Source organism: Limnohabitans planktonicus II-D5, assembly GCF_001270065.2.
GTDB lineage: Bacteria > Pseudomonadota > Gammaproteobacteria > Burkholderiales > Burkholderiaceae_C > Limnohabitans_A > Limnohabitans_A planktonicus.
The window spans coordinates 1-17,452 of the sequence record NZ_LFYT02000002.1 but is presented as its reverse complement, the minus strand read 5'-3'; the positions used below and the strand labels follow the sequence as shown (position 1 = coordinate 17,452).

Genomic DNA, 17,452 nt, shown 5'->3' with positions numbered 1-17,452 from the left:
ATGACAACTCTGACATGGAAGCCAGGCACGCTGTTGCCTTACACGTCACTTTGGCTGACCTTAAGAAAACTGGCCCACTTGAACAAACTCAGAATTTCTGACTTTCCACTGAGTGAAGATTTTTCACCCAGGGCGAAACGTGCGCAGAGTCAAAGCCGTTCGGTTCAAAATGTTGATCTTCGGGTTTTGGCTCGACTGATGGGTGAGCCAGTTCAATTGTTTTCATTTTGTGATCATCGATTCATTCCATACTGCTGGCAATTCTTGTTCACACCCCAAAACGGCTACTGCCCAAAGTGCTTGGAGTTGGGATATCACACCAGGCTCTTTTCACTGAAATTGCTTACTCAGTGCCCGATCCACGAGGAGCCTCTGCACGTCGAATGTTCGTGCATGAAGAACGATGGAGAGCGTGTTAATGCCATGTCTCTTGCCTATCCAAATACTTGCCAATGTTCAAGCCTGAAGTATTTCGATCCAGCGCGCTTGAACGGAAACGATCATCGTTTGATCAACACCGAAAAACTCAAGCCTCTTGCCGATTGGTTGACGTCGTTGAGCGCCATTTATGTGGCCTCGTACATGAACAGAAAATTTGATGCTTTGCACGAGGAAGAATGGGTCATTCGACTCAAAGAATTGTGTGAAATCCAAGCTATCGCATATCCGAATGCATTGATCAAATATGAAACACCTAATTACCGTTACGCCTACAGAACTAAGAGTATTGAATTTCGAGAGCTACCAAATAAACCTCGGCTGGGATTCGAGCAGGGTGGTCACACTGATTTTTGGAGAATGAGTTTTGTACCAACAGATGTCTACAAATCTGTAGCGCGGTATTTGCGTCGGCACGTGGTTCCGCGATCTGATTATTGGGTGTGGCAATTCAGAAAGTGCATAACGCCAGAGGCGATTGCAGCACTGCTGCGATCCAACCGGCAAGCTCGTCTGGCATTCATAGAGCTGATTTGGGCCAGAACCGTTGAGCCGACGGTGGACATAAGGCGTTGGGATGAGCGTAAGAAATTCCCCCCAGAAGGAGGGTGGTACAGATGCAAATTTTCAGAGTTCTTGGGCGAGGCGTCCGTTGGATTTGAGCAGTACCTTCAGAGAGCATCAAAAACCGAATATTCATCATGGGTCCAAAGTCACGTCTTTGGCCTTTACTGCCTGGCAGTTTGGAAAGAAGCAGAGCGATTTGTTGAATACAAGATCGGACAGGGACGATGCACTTGGTCAACCGATGACATTCGTCAATTGAACCTTTTCCAGATCACAGTGACCCGGCCTACTGCACGAAGTCTGGAGTTCACAAGCTATGTGGATGAGCCATTGGCATTGACACGAAAAATCGGACGAAGCAAATCACAAAGAGTTTTGGATCATGACAACCTTGCCCAAGCGATGAAAGAAAAGTGTGGGTCAGGTCTTTGTTTGACTTGGTCCGAGCGTGATGGTTGGCACACAGCGCCAAGTGTTGAACTCTGTGATGGTTGGAAAATCCACCATGTGTCCATCGCTCCCAGACGACGAATTAAATCAATCCTGGTCTACTCAGGAGGGTACTTTTACCTACGGTTGGTTGACTACAAAATTCAAGTCTTTTCAGTCCGAACATCCGACCTGTTCGGTTTTATGCGCCTGCAATTTGCTCAATTTTGCAAGATGAACAACCTCTCGCTCTCCAACGATGAGCATAATTTTGCTCACCCTTTGAAGGCTATTTCGAGTCCGGTATGTAGGAGTTTTGATCAATATAAATATTTATGTGAACGTGAAATTGATCGGCATGGATTTTGCGCATCAGATCGTCGTATCGAAGCCTTTCGGTTGAATGGGTTGGTCTCATAGCGAAATGATTTCGTTGAAATATGGCCAATTCAGACCCGGTCATCTATCACTGCCTTGAGGGTGAGGTAGAGGCCATAAGCGGACGATAAGGATATTGCATCAACCTGAGCTTCAGGCTGATTGCAGGCGTTTGTGAAACCAAGCGTGTTGAGTGTTTGCGCCATGAACGTCACTGCCACTCCCACCGCCAATGACAAACAGTCATGGCGGGGGCCCCAGAACATCAAAGCAAAGTGATGTCTTTGATCAAACGGGAACGCAGTGCGCGCCGTTTGAGTTGATCAACTGAGTCATCTGTCCACCAATGTGAAGAGTTGCCCCAGATCCAATCGGTACCCGTAATCCCTAGTAACTGAACTTCCCCCTTCGTACCTGAAATTGTTCGATCAAAGGTCTTGCCTCCAACATTGAAGGTGATTTGATGAGTCCCCTCTTTTAATCGCAGGCGAATCATGGAGTTTGGAACAGTCTCCATCGCTGCGCCACCATCCACAGAAATGTCCAACGGATGATGTCCGTCGCCCCAATAACGCACGACGTAAACCGTCAGAGCTTCAGGCACTGAGGCAAACAACTTTGCTTCATCATCTTTGGCAATGCTGGGTGCAGGATCTTTGGTGCAGTAAGCATTTCTTCCTCGATCCGTATGGCAATGCGGCTTCTCAGCGATTCGATCAACCGGTGAAGCGCAGCCCGCGATTCCAAGTACGCAAGCTGAGACGACGATTGTTTTAGTAATCCAAGTTTTCATAATATTTTCCCAAAATTGATCCACCATTTGTGGCAAAAACAAGTAAGTTGTAAACGCCTCATTTCAGAACAAAACGTGCAGAAGTGGTTTTCCCAGCTGAACTGAATTGAGCAACAACCTTTGTCCCAGGAGCTACCTTGAAGCTACCTTTGGCTTCAAGCTTGTCGCCTGTTGGTTTCAACTCAACTTCTTGCTTGTCAGCGCCAGAAAGCAGTGTGACTTTTGCCGTCGTTTTACTCACGTCAACGGGTTTGCCATGGTCACGCACGAACAACTGCAGCACATCAGGTTTGGCGACCAGTTCGTAGTCAACATCCTTGACGGTGGTCAAAACACCACCTTGCATGGGTTTGTGATCCGCATCGTGTGGCCCTGCCCATGCGAGTCCGCTGAGAAAAAGCGACGATGTGATCAAGAGCGTATGGAATTTCATGAGATGTCCTTTTGAGGTTTTGGTTGAGGTTGAAGAAACGAATGAATGGTCAGAATGCTTCAGCATCTTTGTCTTGCAAAAGCGCCTCGGCAGGTTTGCGGCCAAAGAGCCAAAACATGGCAGGCGTCAGAAAGGTGTCGAGCAGCGTCGAGCTGATCAAGCCCGAGAAAATCACCACGGCGACCGGGTGCAAAATTTCGGTGCCGGGGCGTTCGGCCTCGAAGAGCAAGGGTGCCAATGCGAAGGCAGTCACCAAGGCTGTCATCAACACCGGGCTCAAACGTTCCATCGAACCGCGCAAGATCATGGGCTTGGTGAAGGACTCTCCCTCAAAGCGCATCAGGTTGATGTAATGACTGACCTTCAAAATGCCGTTGCGCACCGAAATGCCCGCCAGCGTGATGAACCCGACCAGGGCGGCCACCGACAAGGGCTGACCTGACAGCCAAAGACCCAACACGGCACCCACGAGCGCCAAGGGAATGTTCACCATGATCAAGGCCGACAAAACGGCAGACTTGTAGCGGCTGTAAAGCACCACAAACATCAACACCACAGAGACCACCGAGAGCAAAGAGATCAGGCGCGAGGCTTCTTCTTGCGCCTGAAACTGTCCTCCAAGGGTGATGAAGTAGCCCTCTGGCAATCGAGAATCCGCCGTCACTTTGCGTATGTCGGCCACAACTTCTGACAATGGGCGGCCCGAAGCGTTGGCAGAAATCACGATACGCCGCTTGCCGTTGTCCCGACTGATTTGGTTGGGACCATCGGCGTCTTCAATCGTTGCGATTTTGGACAGCGGAATTCTGCCCGAGGGTGTTTCGATCAACACCTGGCCCAAGCCTTCCAGCGATCGTGCGGATTCTGGTAAACGCACAACCAACGCAAAGCGGCGACCTCCCTCCATGATTTGCGTGACACGTTCACCTTCCACCAGGGTCTGCAGTGTGGCAAGCACTTGCGCGCCAGACAGGCCGTATTGCGCCGCTGCCGCATAGTCCAACCGTACCTTGATCTGGGGTGCAAGAACTTGTTTTTCGATTTGCAGGTCAGCTATGCCCTCGATACCTGACAGCCGTGAGCGCAGCGCATCGGCTTGCCCGCGCAGCACGTCCAGGTCTTCGCCAAAAATCTTGATGGCGATTTGGGAGCGCACCCCAGACAGCATGTGGTCGATGCGGTGTGAGATGGGTTGCCCCACCTCAATCGAAGCAGGCAGGTTGACCAAGCGTGCACGGATGTCGGCACGGACCTCATCCATTGAGCGCGTCAACTCGCCTGAGGGTTTGATGCCCACGTCCAATTCGCTGACATGAACACCTTCGGCATGCTCATCCAGTTCAGCACGTCCGCTGCGCCTGCCCACATGCAGCACTTCGGGCACCTGCTTGACCAGCACTTCGGCCTGGCGCGCCAGGTCAGAGGACTCGGTCAAGGTCACGCCCGGGTTCAGCCGTATGCCCACCAGCAAGGTGCCTTCATTAAAAGGAGGCAAGAAGGTGGTCGGAAAAAACGGAACAGCCGCCGCAGCCAACACCACCGCCACACATGCACTGGTTATCGCCACGCGTGGCTTGTCCAGCACTTTTTGCAAACTGCCTTTGTAGCCTTGCTTGAGCCATGCCAGCACTTTGGTGTCGCCATGGTCCAGGTTTTTCATGCCCGGCAAGAGGTAGTAGCTCAGCACCGGCGTCATCGTTACCGACACCAACAAAGAGGCCAGTGTCGAGATGATGAAGGCAATGCCCAGCGGCACAAACAACTTGCCTTCCAGGCCCGGCAAAGCAAAAAGCGGCAGGAAGACCAGCACGATGATCACCGTCGCATAGAGGATCGCCGAGCGGACTTCCATGGACGCCTTGGCCACGAGCGCGAGCAGCGACAGGCGCTGACTGGGGTCCTTGGCACGGTCTTCTTTCATGCGCCGCAAGATGTTTTCCACATCCACCACGGCATCGTCCACCAGTCCGCCAATGGCAATCGCCAGCCCCCCCAGCGTCATGGTGTTGATCGACAAGCCAAAATACTTGAACACCAGTGCCGTGATGAAGATGGACACTGGGATGGCGGTGAGCGCGATGATGGTGGGTCGAACTGTGCCCAAGAAGAAGAAAAGGATCGCGGCCACAAACAGCGACGCACCGATCAACTTGCCTTGCAGCGTCGAGATCGACGCCTCAATGAAGCTGGCCTGGCGGAAGGTCACACGGGGTGCCTCCATCCCCTCAGGAAGGGATGCCTTGAGATCCGTAATCGCTTCTTCAATCGACTGTGTCAAACGGGTCGTGTCAGCGGTGGGTTGCTTTTGAACGCCCAGAATCACGGCGGGCTTGCCCTCAAAGCCGGCATCCCCACGTTTGATGGCTGCGGCAAAAGTGACCTCAGCGATCTGGCGCAACAAGATGGGCTGACCGTTCTTGGCGGTGATGGCCAGATTGCGCAAGTCCTCCAGGCGTGAAGTGCGACCAAGATTTCGAATCAGGTACTCGCGCCCGTTGAGTTCCAGAAACCCCCCCGAGGTGTTGGCCGAAAACCCGCGCAACGCCGACTCCAACTGGTCCAAGGAGATACCCAAGTCCGACAGGCGCGCTGTGTTGGGCTGCACCTGAAACTGACGCACTTCGCCGCCAATGGGAATGATCTGTGCGACACCCGGTATGGACAAGAGTCGCGGCCGGAGCACCCAGTCGGCGTACTCACGCACCGCCATAGGGGAGATTTTCTGCGGATCGACAGGAATAGCGATCTGCATGATCTCACCCATGATGGAGCTGATCGGTCCCATGCGGGGTATCACCCCGGCAGCCAAACCTTCTTCCATGGACGAGAGACGTTCAGACACCAGTTGGCGTGCCCGAAAAATCTCTGTGTCCCAGTTGAAGGTGACATACAAAAAGGACAGGCCAGCAGAGGAAGTAGAACGAACCGATTCGACCCCAGGCAAGCCATTCATGGCCGTCTCCAGAGGAAAGGTAATCAGTTGCTCGACCTCTTCGGGCGCCATGCCACCCGCCTCGGTCATGATCGTCACAGTAGGTTTGTTGAGGTCGGGAAAGACATCGACTGGCGTTCGAGACAATGTGAATGCCCCGTAAGCCATCAATACGGCACCCGCTATCAACACCAGAAGCCGGTTGGTCAGGCTATTTTCGAGAAGCCACTTGAACATATCGTGACCCCTTTACCGGACTTGATTGATGAGCGTGGCACCTTGGGTCGCCACACGATCGCCAGACTTCAAGCCCGAGATCACCGTGACACGCGCTCCATCCAGGGGCTCGAACGTCACCGTGCGGGGTTCAAACTGCTCAGCTGCAGACTTGACCCACACAACGTTCTGATTAGCAGCGTTTTTCATCAGTGCCGACTGGGGGACCGCAATACCCTGTGTCTTTTGCTTGGACTGCACATAGACTTTGACGGGCTGTCCAACGGCCAGACCTAGTAGTTCCGGGCTTTGCACTTGGAAGTTCAGCGGCAGCGCTTGCTCGCGCAAACTGCGCGCTGCACCCATGAAAACCAGTGGCGTGCGCTGGTCGCCGACAGCCAATGTGGCACCGCCGATGTTGTTGGCCACTGAGATATCAAAAGCCAAGGCTTCAATGCGCAGCCGCTTCGGGTCGACAATTTCAAAAATCAATTCCCGCGTGTCCACCACTTGGCCTGCCACGACATGCGCCGAGGCAATCACGCCAGAAACGGGCGCGACCAGTGCTTCTTTGCTGCTGAGGCCGCCACCAACGGCCGACATGCGGTCGGTCAGGCTGAGCACATCACTCTCTGCGGCTTCCACTTCCTTGCGCGGTACGGTATCTGATAACTCGCGCAAACGTGCCAAACGCTTTTCAGCAAGCGCTTTGGCAGCGCGAAATTCGGCCAATTGAGTCAACTGGCTGGCCCGCTCCAGGGGGGCGACCGCAGGGACCACGTAGGCCAATACCTGACCCTTCTTGACGGTTTGCCCTGCGTTGGGCAAGCCATTGGGGCCGGGTTCTATGCGTCCGGCGTTGATGGGCTGGACTTTGCCCCCAGCGTTGGGGTCCATCAGTACCTGACCATTGAGTTCAAAGGCGCGTGGCACCTCAGCGGTTTCCACCACCATCGTGCGCACATTCAGTTGGCGTTGGGCTGGTTTGGGCAGAAACACGCTGCCATCGGCCATGCGCTGTGGACCATTGGCATTGGCCGTCGCAGGCGCAGCGCCGTGGTCATGGCCTTCGCCCGCGTACGTAGGCAGCGCAGCACCTGCAAGGGTCAAAGCAGTGGCCAGTGCCATCCAGTGGCGTTTTTTTGAAGTGTTGATTGTTTTCATGCTGAGGCTCCTTAGGCCGTACGAGCTTGTTGACGAAAGCGAACGATCGCGCCTAATGCCATCAGGGCCAATAACCCCCCGCCGATCCACAGGGCGATGCCTTTCCAAGAAGAACCACTGACAGGTTCATCTTCGTCCTCGTGCAAATCGAGTTCGCCAGTCAGCAGGTCGTTCAGTTCACCGGCCTGAATGGTTGCGGTGATGGCAATGACGCCAGGTTTGAGCGTGTCCTTGAGGATGACTTCGTATTCACCTACGCCGTGTTTTTCAGCTTTGTATTTGCGGCCTTCGATGTCAATGTCAATTTGAGCGTCATTAACCGGACTGTTGTCTGTAAAACGGTCCAGGAAAATCGTCAGCTGCTTGCCATTGACGATGCCAACCATTTCCAGATCCTCTGAAACCGCGACGAAACGCGGCAGTGCTGTCCCATGCGCTTGTGGAGCAGCTTCTCCATGGTCGTGACCCGCACCGGCAATGGCCATAGGACTGAGTAATGTGAATATCAGCGCCATAAAGGTGGCGACTGTTGAATGAATGATCTTCATGATGTTCCTTGAATTTTTGAGGGGTGTCAGCATCACTGAGGCAGCAGGCCCAAGGACTGCCGCAATGCCGAAATGGCGGAGGCCAGGTCAATTCGGCTTCGAGCGGCTTGTCTCGCGGCCTCTGCAGCCTCTGCTTCAATGCGCAAGCGGGTGGGCAGATCCGACTCGCCCAGCCTGAACGACTTGTCAAAAAAGCTGCGGGACTCGTTGGCCAGCTGGGCTCGTCGCTGCGCAGCATCAAGTTGAGTGCGTGCGGCCTCCAGACGAGCAGCAGCGCCTTGTTTGTCGGCTTGAATGCGCGCCTGCTCGAGGACCAGTTGTGACTGCACTTCTATCGCTTCGGCTTGTGCAGTCGCAAGACGGGCGTCATGCCTAGGGCCTGCACCCAAGGGCACGCGAATGCCAATCAGCACAGTCTGGCCATAGCGTTCTCCAAATGCCCCACGGCCGCGCGTGGTGGCCACCGTGAGTTCCGGGTTGGATCGCCTCTGGGCGCTGATCAGCTGAGCCGTCCGCTCGGCCATCGTGATGCGATCCTCCAGTTCAGCCAACAAGGGATGCCCCACTGACGCACCCGTATGTGGGGTCGAATCTGGCGTTGGCTCCACCGCCGCGTTGACTTTCAAGTCTGCCGGTGCCGTCCTGCCTGTTAGCGCCATCACTTGTGCCAAGGCTGCGGCAGATGCAGCTTGAGCTTGGGCGGCATGCGCTTGGGCCGCAGCGACAGCGCCTTCGGCTTGATGCTGGTCGGACTTTGCCAGATCACCCGCGTTGGTCCGTTTGGCTACATCAGCGGCGATACGTTGTGCATTGGCCAGTTGTTCGCTCGCCAGTTCAGCATCGACGCGAGCTCGCAACCAGCCCCACCAAGCATCCCTGACGGAAGAAGCGAGCCGCAGTTGTGAGGCGAGCAGCTTGCGCTCAACCAACGAGATTTCAGCTTGCGCCAGATCGGCACTGGCTGTGCGTTGCCCGGGTAGCCAAATGGGAACGGCGATACCCACCTCAGCTTCCCGCGCACCGCTGTTGCCTGTCATCCGGTCTGATCGCTGACTTATCTCCAGCGAGGGCGGCTCGGGGGACAGCATCGACGCGGCTTTGGCCTGGGCCAGGGCGGCATCGCGACGCGATTGAAGCGCGTGCGCCTCGGGTTGCCTTTGCCACGCCGTTTCGAAAACATCTTTCAAGGACACCGAGCCACTCAACGCGGCGGCGGATGTGCCTTGTGCTTGGGCCGTCAGCACCAAGCCACTCAGGGTCATGACCGACAGCGCGATTCGAATCGGTGCCGATCTTTTTTTGTACAAACTCATAGCTCATCTCCAATGGTGAAAACATCCAAGGAGATCAGCGAGCAGCGACAACACGTCGCTAGGCGATGACGCACAACGCGCAAAGCGTCATGTGCATCCGCACACAGGGGATTCGAAAAGAGGGAAAGGTAAAGAAACCCGAGGCTCGCCGATCAGGCAAGCACGGGCCATTGAGGCCGTTCAGGACGTTCACTAGACATATGCGAAGCAATGACCTGAAGGTGAAGTGGGTGATCGTCAGAGGCCGCTAATGTGGATTTGCTCAGATCGCTGACCAGGGCAGCGGCACAACCCATATGACAAGTGGCACAGTCATGGTCCATGCCCGCCGATTGAGGTGCATTTTTGCTGGAATCTTGCTGGTCAATTGCCGCATGGTCATGTGTGTGGTGACCAGGGTGCTTGGCAGTCGCACTGGTTTCGTGCTCGCAATAGCTTGCCATTGCTGCCCAGCTGTATTGCAAGGGCAACAGAACCAGCAAGAAAATTGCCAAGAACTTTTTCATAAGTTGATATTTTAGTCGCTTCAGGCTTGCTTGATCACGGGACGAGGCGTTGGCCTCAGTAATCCTGAGGAAATGGAAGAGGTTTACAGCTGCCAAGGAGCCATCACTTGACTGCCTTGAGAAGCCGAAGCCCGTTGAAAACCACCAACAAGCTTGCGCCCATGTCGGCAAAGACCGCCATCCACATAGACGCGTCATCAAAGATGGCCATGAGCAGGAATACCGCCTTGATGCCCAGAGCCAGGGTGATGTTCTGCCACAAAATGACATGGGTACGTTTGGAGAGGCGAATCGTCTCGGGCAAGCGGCGCAGGTCGTCGTTCATGACGACGACGTCGGCCGCTTCCATGGCCGTGTGAGTGCCCGCAGCGCCCATCGCAAAGCCAATGTTCGCCTTTGCAAGTGCCGGGGCATCATTGATGCCGTCACCGGTCATGGCCGTCACACCGTATCTTCCTTGTAACTCTTCAATCGCCTTGAGCTTGTCCTCAGGCAGCAGGTTGCCTCGGATTTCTGAAATGCCTGCCAAGTGTCCGACGGTGCGCGCCGTTGCGGCGTTATCACCGGTCAACATGATGGGAACGACCCCCAGCGCCTTCATCTCGGAAATGGCCTCGATCGATGACGGTTTGATCGTGTCCGCTACAGCGAAGAGCGCGATTACCCGGTCCCGATTGGCCAAAATGGTCACAGTTCGTCCTGCCTCTTCATGAACTGCGAGGCGTGCTTCCAATGGCGCAGAACACTGGCCGCGCTCTTCGATCCAGCGGTGATTGGCCAGGATGTAGGGGTGGCCATCGATCACCCCCTGGACGCCACGACCTGCGACAGCTTCAAATGCTTCGACTTCTTGGGCTTGTACCGCTAGGCCTTGAGCAATCGCTTTCGAGACCGGGTGGTCTGAACGCGCAGCCAGGCTCTTTGCGAGCAGTTCTACCCCTTGCTCAGGCTCGTCGGGCGCGATGGGCTCGAACGCCACCAATTTGGGCTTCCCTTCGGTGATGGTGCCGGTTTTGTCCAAAGCGACGGCTTTGATCTTTCGGGCTTCCTCCAGGTAAACGCCTCCCTTGATCAAGATACCCCGCCGTGCCCCTGCGGCCAGACCACTCACCACCGTGACGGGTGTGGAGATGACCAAGGCGCAAGGGCATGCAATCACAAGCAGGACCAAAGCCTTGTAGACCGCTTCGAGCCACGTGATCCCGGCCACCCAGGGCATCAGGACGGCAACCAGCACCGCAAGGGCAAAGACCGCAGGTGTGTAGACGGCGGCGAACTGGTCAACAAAACGCTGCGTTGGTGCGCGAGAGGCCTGCGCTTCCTCGACGGCTTTGATGATCCGGCTGAGCGTGCTGTCTGAGGCGGGCGATGTGACCCGGATTTCCAAAGCAGAGGCCTGGTTGATGGTTCCGGCAAACACCTCATCACCAGGTCCTTTGTCCACGGGCAGGCTCTCGCCTGTCAAAGGCGATTGATCCACCGCGCTCTGACCCGCCAGCACGGTGCCATCAAGCGGAACACGCTCACCCGGAGAGATACGTACCACCGAGTTCAATGCAACAGACTTGACGTCAATCCGAAGCCAGCCGCCGTCCTCCTGGCGTACCTCGGCTTGCTCTGGTGACAAGGCAAGAAGGCTTTTGATGGCACCTCGAGCGCGGTCGACCGCCCGCGCTTCGATGGCCTCTGCAATGGCATAGAGCGCCATCACCATGGCGGCCTCAGGCCACTGGCCGATCAAGAAGGCGCCTGTGACGGCTACTGCCATGAGGGCGTTGATGTTCAATCGTCCTTGCCGCAGCGCAGCCAGGCCTTTTCCGTAGACGCCGAAGCCTGAAAGGACGATGGCACCCAAAGCGATGGCCATGCCCAGGGCTTTGATCCAGGTCGTCGCAGGGAAGGCGTACGCGATCGCCTCTGCTGCCAATGCCAAGCCGAGCGCCGCCAGAAGCTTTCCCCACATGTCCCAAAACGTCGCAGACGCATTAGTTGTACCGGAAGGTTTTTTGTCGGCTTCGTCGATGGGCTCAGGCTTAAACCCTGCCTTTCGAATCGCCTGTAGTGCGTTTGGCAATGCAGCTTGGCTCGCAGAAATGGTCAGTACGCTTGCCCCCAGATCGAATCGCAAGGCTTCAATTTCCGGGATGCCATCCACAGCGCGCCGAATCTCGGACTCCTCTGAGGCGCAGTCCATGTTGGAGATACGGAACCTTTTCTGTGACTGGTCTGTGTTCATATGCGCCACGTCCTGCTCAGATTGCACCAAGGGTACGCAGGAAGCGGCTGAACATCCGTTCTCAGTCGGGCGGACCTGTGGCTTTGCGCCTTCGCAAGATGTACTTGTACTCATGATTTCTTCCTCGTTACAGCGATTAGAAACCCTGTAGCCACTTTAGAGTCAAGCGCCTAAAATATGGTCAACCGCTGATGGAGGACACCATGAGGATTGGAGAGCTCGCCAAGGCCACCGATACACAGGTGGAGACGATTCGCTACTACGAGCGTGAGGCCTTGTTGCCACAGCCGGGGCGAACAGAAGGCAACTACCGCGTCTATGGACCGGAGCACGTTGAACGACTTTCGTTCATTCGGTACTGCCGAAGCTTGGACATGGCCCTGGATGAGATTCGAGCGCTGTTGCGCATGAAAGATTCCCCCCCACAGGACTGTTCTGACATCAACGCCTTGGTTGATGAGCACATCAAGCATGTGGCGGTTCGAATCAGAGAGCTGAAGGTCTTGCAAAGGCAACTTGTTGAGTTGCGAACCGGTTGTGCCGGAAACGGCTCTGTCAGTGAGTGCGGTGTGCTTTCCGGAATTGCTCAGGCCTCTAAGGAAGTGGGGCCGGTGGGCAAGCGAGGCGCGCGCCATGTGCATGGGGCGCACTGATTTGCGTCAAAGGAGTACGAGTCCCTTTGAGCGCCCGTAAACACTGTTCCGAGATCCGCAAGCAAGGCGCTTTTTTCAAAGCATTCTCCAAATTGAGGATCTGTTCCTAGCGCGGTTGAAAGGCAATGATGCTCATACCCAGCAGGGCCACGGCAACACCCGCGACATCCCAATTCGATGGTCGGATGCCGTCGACGGCCCATAGCCAAAGAATAGCTGCAAAGATGTAGACACCCCCGTAAGCAGCGTAGACGCGTCCGGTGGCAGCTTCGTGCAGTGTCAGTAGCCACGCGAAGGCCGCCAGACTGACTCCGGCGGGTATCAGCAACCATGGAGATCCGTTTTGCTTGAGCCAGAGCCAGGGCAGGTAGCACCCCACGATTTCAGCGATTGCGGTTGCGAAATAGAGCGTGATGGTCTTCATTTGATCTCCTGTGCCTGATTTTCCATACAAGTTCATACCCCAGTTGAGCTTCAAGTGTTGGGGCGCGCATCTCTCATAAGGTCTGTCACCTCAGCCGCTTGTGTGATGCGGAAATAACCCAACACGGTGGAGACGCTGTGGTGCCCCGTCATGGCCATGGCCTGAGCGAGGGGAACGTTTTGCAAGCCTGCCTCTGTCACGAACCCTGAGCGCAGGGAGTGGGCGGCATAGTTGCCGTCAATGCCTGCCAACAAGCATCGCTTTTTAACGATATCTTTGACAGCGGCAGGGGAGAGCGCTTCAGCGATGTGACCGCCTTTGCGCACTCTTCGGAAAATCGCCCCGCTGGTGATGTGGCTGACGGTGAGCCATGCCGAGAGGGCTTGCGCTGCGAGCCCGAAAATGGGTTTGTGGTTTTCAGCGCGTTCTGCGCCGGCTTGGTTCGTTTTGGAGAACGCCAAGTTGTAGAGATAGGCATCGGGGCCGGTGCGTTTTAAAAACTGCATGTCTGCGCTGGCCACCTCGGATCTCCTGCGCCCGCCACTGGACCAGGCGAACAAGATCAGTGCTCTATCGCGGATGCCGATGACTGAGTCATCGCACGTTTGCAAGATGGCTTGAAGAGGCTCTTTGGTGAGGGCGTCTTTTTTGCGGGGGAGGGCACCCCGCTTGGCGTAGGCCTTGCGGGTGCGGGAGAGAAGCTCGCGCACTTTGGGGTCGTGGCAAGGGTTTTTGAACTCGCCAATTTGGTGGGCTTTGGACAGGACCGCAATTCGGTGAATCAGGGTGTTGTGTGCGAGTGCGCCGAGTTTGCCTTTGAAGCCGGATTTCACCAGGGCTTGATCGATCTCGATGGGCAGCTCGTGCGCCAGGCCTTTGTCGGTGGTTCGATCCGCGTGGTCGACGACAAACTGGAGCACACAGGCGGTGGGCACGGGCAGCTGTATTTGTCGGCCGTAGCGTGCACCAAACCATGCGGCCCAGTAGCGCAAGGCGCTGCGGTAGCTGATGAGGGTGTTTTTTGATTCACCTTCGCGCAGCAGATCTTCGACGGCGCGTTGGGTGACTTCGCTCAGAGCCTCTGGCTCCAGGGCGGGTGTATTTTTGAGCGTGGGCAGGCGCAAGTTCATGGGCGGCTTATTTCTTTGAAGAAATCTTACATAGCATGTAAGATTATTTATCTTTTTATCCTTTAAATCACGATAAATATCTCTTATCGTCGGTAAATTTACAGCAAGGAGCAGGGCGATGCAAGTTAATAGTCCAAGGGGTGTTCAGCAAACCGATGTCAACGGCGCAGCCGACGAATTGCTCAGTGAGCAACTCAAACCGACCATTGAACGTGTTCGCATGAAATTGGGCCGTGGATCGCCCAACACCGTGGGCCCGATGCTGGAGGTCTGGTTTTCTTCATTGGGAGAGCGTTTGAGAGGACCAACGGGTGAATCCGATAAAACAAGCGAATTGCCAGCTACTGTGCAAGTAGCCATGAAAACCCTCTGGAAAAGCGCTTTGCAGGAGGCTCACAGTACTTTTGAAGCATCAAAAGCAGATTTCGCGAACACAGCAAGTCAGCAAGAACAGCAAATGACGACGGTGCTTGCTGAAATTGAAGCTGAGCGTGGAGCGTTCACGCAGAAGGCATCAGAATTAAAGCAAGCCCTTGATGCGCTTGAACTGAAGCATGCCGAAACACAAGGTCAAGCGCATAAGCTTCAAATGCTTGTGAACAAGAAGGATGAGGAACTCACATCATCGCGTCTGGCGCTTCAACAGCAAGTTGCCGAAGGCAATGAGGAGCGTCGCCGTCACGATGCGCAACTGCGGTCTCACAGCGCTGAAATCCAAGCGCTTCAGGCACAGTTTGTGTCTTCAGAACGAAGACTGATGGCGGAGATTGATCGCGAGCGCCAACAAGTAAAAAAATTACAGGCAGAGGTGGAGATTGAAAAAAAGAAGCAGATACGACATCAAAGTGAGGCTCTGGAAGTGGCAGGAAATTTGACCAAGCAACTGCACGAGCTGAGGATGCAAAACACGCAGCTATCAGAGCGCGCATCAGGTTATCTTGCACGCATCAACGACATGCAACCCAAAAAACTCAAATCTGCAGCAAAGAACAAAGCCGTACGAAGCGTAATCGGATAGAAGTTACGCACATCAACGTTTTGGTCTTGCCAAATCACCAGTCCTTGATAGCGTTAACTTTACTTGGAATATGTGAGTAGCTATAACTTTACTTGGAAAGTAGCGTCAACTTTACTTGTGTGACCGGTAGGTCTGGGGTTTTACCCCTACTTGATGTCTTTAAAACTTCGTACGATGCATATTATGTTAAGTCATTAAGATGATCAATCGGGCGTCTAAACGAAATCACGCAGGTTCAAAAAACAAAGAAGAAAAAGCGAGACGCTGTCCTATTGATCCGGCACGCTGAAGTTTGAAATGCGTGAGATATGTCATCTCGTAGGTCGGCACTCGCAGAGTCCGACGTTATTGGTTTCGGCACAGGCCCATGTCAGGGTCTTCGACCGCCGACCTACAACAGCTTTGCGCATTGAAAACTTCACAGGGCCGAATCAATAACGAGGACGTTGGCATGTTTCTTTGACTGCGATGAATGGCAATCCTGCGATCAGGCATTCAGGCCACTTCGAAAAATCGCATGACCACACGGTCAGGGTGACGCGCACCGGTGCCCACAAACAAGCGCTCGTTGATCCAACTCAAGGCGTTGGACGCTGTTTCGAAACTTGGGCTGCATCTGAAATACACCGATTCCGGCTCAACGGGTTCGCCGCGCACCAGCTTGGCCATGACTTCGGGCGTAGCCGTGCGCACGGCCCGGTTTTGCACAAAAATCAAATCGCCGCCATCGGTCTCGATCACATAGCGCGCATCCAGCTCGGCCATGCGCGGGTTCAGGATCAATTGAAAGTCAGCACCGCCTGGCAAAACGCGTGCACTCCAGCCCTGCCCTTGCACTTCACCGCCCAAAATCGGGATCACCCGCCGCATGCCATGCAAGGCCTGTCCGACCTCAAGCGGCTTGTCGACTCGGACCGACAAATCGGCGAAAAAATTCAGTTCAGGCGTGGGTAAATTCAGCATGAGTCAAGGTTATGGCCAAACATCCAAAGCAACTGTCCTGCTTTGGACAGTTGGGGCATTTCGCGCTCGGCATGTGTACATCTCGGGGACTTATTCATTCGGCCCAGTGAAGTATTCAATGCTCAAAAATAATGCTGTAGGTCGGCGGTCGCAGACCCCGACATGGGGCCTGTGCTGAATCCAACAATGTCGGACTCTTCGTGTACCGACCTACGAGATCAATGTTCAAAGATCTTGTATGGGCCTGCGCTGAAAACCCATCATGTCGGATTGTGCGAGTGCCGACGAGATCAATGCTCAAAGCTGTTGTAGGTCGGCGGTCGAAGACCCCGACATGGCTCTATGCCGTTTAGTGTGGAACTTGACATCAAAGGCAGCGGTGGATTAACACGTTGCTCTTGGGCACAGCCCGCTCCAGCGGGTTGCTTGGCAAATGCTTGAGCTTGGACATCCGCAAATACGCAATGGCGATAAAGTTTCTTGCAGTTCTAAAGCCACGCGCGGCGCGTTTAGCCTGTTGGAGCAAACCATTCATGGCCTCCACATAAGCATTGCTGCGGTTGTCCAGCATGCCGCGCACCACACCGACCAAGCGCTGCTTTAACGTGCGGGCCAACTTCTTAAAGGGTGCCAGACGACAGCGCGTGGCCCAACTCAGCCACGCCTTCAATTCAGACTTGGCTTGTGTCGCGTTGTTGTGCCTGGCCGCATTGGCATAAACCGTACGCAGCGCCATCTTCAGCCGCCACGCGCGGGCACTCCTCAAGGTCGAATGCTGCAGCCAGTGCATCGCGTTGGTCTGATTGACGCTCCAGCCATCAGGATTGCGGCGCATGCCCCAGGTCAGACTCTTGAGTAATTTGCGGTCGTTGTCACCCAATGCAGCCTTGATCGCTTGGGGCTGGGTGCTTGTCTCGTGGCGTCGCACCTCGTCCATGGCCTCATTGGCCATCGCCACCACATGAAACCGGTCATAACTGATTTGCGCTTGCGTCAAGGCTTGCGCAACCCCTTTGGCGTAGGCTGCGCTCATGTCCTGACAAACGTGCGCGACTTTCCCTGGTTCGCCCCCGTGCGCTTGAAGGTCTTGCGCAAAGTTGACGACCGTTTGATGGTCTCTTCCTTCACAGGCAAACAGTAGGCGCTTCTTGTCAAGGTCATGCACCACGGTGATGTAATCTTGACCCTTGCGCAAGCTGGTCTCATCGATGCCGATGACGCGCACCGCCGACATATCGTCGAGTGAGCGGGCCTCATCCACGTAGTGTTCAATGCGCCGCCACAGCTGTTTGTCGGTGCAGCGCAGCAGTG

The 17,452-nt window shown here is 55.0% G+C and carries 15 protein-coding genes; 3 read left to right on the top strand and 12 right to left on the bottom strand.

Annotation, left to right across the window (positions count from 1 at the left end; translation table 11 throughout):
- Nucleotides 1–1,854 carry a hypothetical protein gene (locus H663_RS41230; RefSeq protein WP_133239945.1) on the top strand — a complete coding sequence of 618 codons (1,854 nt, stop codon included), beginning with the start codon at nucleotides 1–3 and terminating at the stop codon, nucleotides 1,852–1,854.
- A gap of 223 nt (nucleotides 1,855–2,077) precedes the next feature.
- Here H663_RS41230 and H663_RS21990 read toward each other — a convergent pair whose 3' ends face one another.
- From H663_RS21990 to H663_RS21955, 8 genes are all read right to left on the bottom strand, one after another.
- Entirely contained in the window at nucleotides 2,078–2,605 is a 528-nt protein-coding gene (locus H663_RS21990) for a hypothetical protein (RefSeq protein ID WP_133239944.1), read from the bottom strand.
- Nucleotides 2,606–2,663: 58 nt separating this feature from the next.
- Nucleotides 2,664–3,038 (bottom strand): hypothetical protein, encoded by a 375-nt coding sequence (locus H663_RS21985; protein ID WP_053176209.1) that lies wholly within the window; start codon nucleotides 3,036–3,038, stop codon nucleotides 2,664–2,666.
- Between the two features lie 49 nt (nucleotides 3,039–3,087).
- Nucleotides 3,088–6,207, bottom strand: coding sequence for an efflux RND transporter permease subunit (locus H663_RS21980; RefSeq protein ID WP_053176211.1), 3,120 nt, complete (start codon nucleotides 6,205–6,207; stop codon nucleotides 3,088–3,090).
- Between the two features lie 12 nt (nucleotides 6,208–6,219).
- On the bottom strand, nucleotides 6,220–7,350 hold the full coding sequence (locus H663_RS21975) for an efflux RND transporter periplasmic adaptor subunit (protein ID WP_089957655.1): 1,131 nt from the start codon (nucleotides 7,348–7,350) through the stop codon (nucleotides 6,220–6,222).
- A gap of 11 nt (nucleotides 7,351–7,361) precedes the next feature.
- Nucleotides 7,362–7,898 carry a hypothetical protein gene (locus H663_RS21970; protein WP_053176212.1) on the bottom strand — a complete coding sequence of 179 codons (537 nt, stop codon included), beginning with the start codon at nucleotides 7,896–7,898 and terminating at the stop codon, nucleotides 7,362–7,364.
- A 32-nt stretch (nucleotides 7,899–7,930) separates the two neighbouring features.
- On the bottom strand, nucleotides 7,931–9,211 hold the full coding sequence (locus tag H663_RS21965) for a TolC family protein (RefSeq protein ID WP_053176214.1): 1,281 nt from the start codon (nucleotides 9,209–9,211) through the stop codon (nucleotides 7,931–7,933).
- A 152-nt stretch (nucleotides 9,212–9,363) separates the two neighbouring features.
- Nucleotides 9,364–9,717 carry a cation efflux protein, CzcI family gene (gene czcI, locus H663_RS21960; protein ID WP_053176215.1) on the bottom strand — a complete coding sequence of 118 codons (354 nt, stop codon included), beginning with the start codon at nucleotides 9,715–9,717 and terminating at the stop codon, nucleotides 9,364–9,366.
- A 103-nt stretch (nucleotides 9,718–9,820) separates the two neighbouring features.
- Nucleotides 9,821–11,953, bottom strand: a complete 2,133-nt coding sequence (locus tag H663_RS21955; RefSeq protein WP_240620303.1) for a heavy metal translocating P-type ATPase — start codon at nucleotides 11,951–11,953, stop codon at nucleotides 9,821–9,823.
- A gap of 203 nt (nucleotides 11,954–12,156) precedes the next feature.
- On the opposite strand from H663_RS21955, the gene cadR reads away from it, so the two are divergent.
- Entirely contained in the window at nucleotides 12,157–12,606 is a 450-nt protein-coding gene (cadR, locus tag H663_RS21950; protein ID WP_053176982.1) for a Cd(II)/Pb(II)-responsive transcriptional regulator, read from the top strand.
- Between the two features lie 106 nt (nucleotides 12,607–12,712).
- Here cadR and H663_RS21945 read toward each other — a convergent pair whose 3' ends face one another.
- Both H663_RS21945 and H663_RS21940 read right to left on the bottom strand, forming a co-directional pair.
- Nucleotides 12,713–13,030 carry a YnfA family protein gene (locus tag H663_RS21945; protein WP_053176984.1) on the bottom strand — a complete coding sequence of 106 codons (318 nt, stop codon included), beginning with the start codon at nucleotides 13,028–13,030 and terminating at the stop codon, nucleotides 12,713–12,715.
- A gap of 50 nt (nucleotides 13,031–13,080) precedes the next feature.
- Nucleotides 13,081–14,154: a tyrosine-type recombinase/integrase gene (locus H663_RS21940; RefSeq protein WP_053176986.1), complete on the bottom strand. Its 1,074-nt coding sequence runs from the start codon at nucleotides 14,152–14,154 to the stop codon at nucleotides 13,081–13,083.
- Nucleotides 14,155–14,278: 124 nt separating this feature from the next.
- Between H663_RS21940 and H663_RS21935 the strand changes: the two genes are divergently transcribed.
- Nucleotides 14,279–15,178 carry a DNA-binding protein gene (locus tag H663_RS21935; protein ID WP_053176218.1) on the top strand — a complete coding sequence of 300 codons (900 nt, stop codon included), beginning with the start codon at nucleotides 14,279–14,281 and terminating at the stop codon, nucleotides 15,176–15,178.
- A gap of 495 nt (nucleotides 15,179–15,673) precedes the next feature.
- Here the strand turns inward: H663_RS21935 and H663_RS21930 are convergent, their stop codons facing one another.
- Together H663_RS21930 and H663_RS21925 are read right to left on the bottom strand one after the other, a co-directional pair.
- On the bottom strand, nucleotides 15,674–16,141 hold the full coding sequence (locus tag H663_RS21930; RefSeq protein ID WP_116695785.1) for a DUF3237 domain-containing protein: 468 nt from the start codon (nucleotides 16,139–16,141) through the stop codon (nucleotides 15,674–15,676).
- A 367-nt stretch (nucleotides 16,142–16,508) separates the two neighbouring features.
- On the bottom strand, nucleotides 16,509–17,452 hold a 944-nt coding region (locus H663_RS21925; protein WP_116695784.1), incomplete at its 5' end, for an ISL3 family transposase.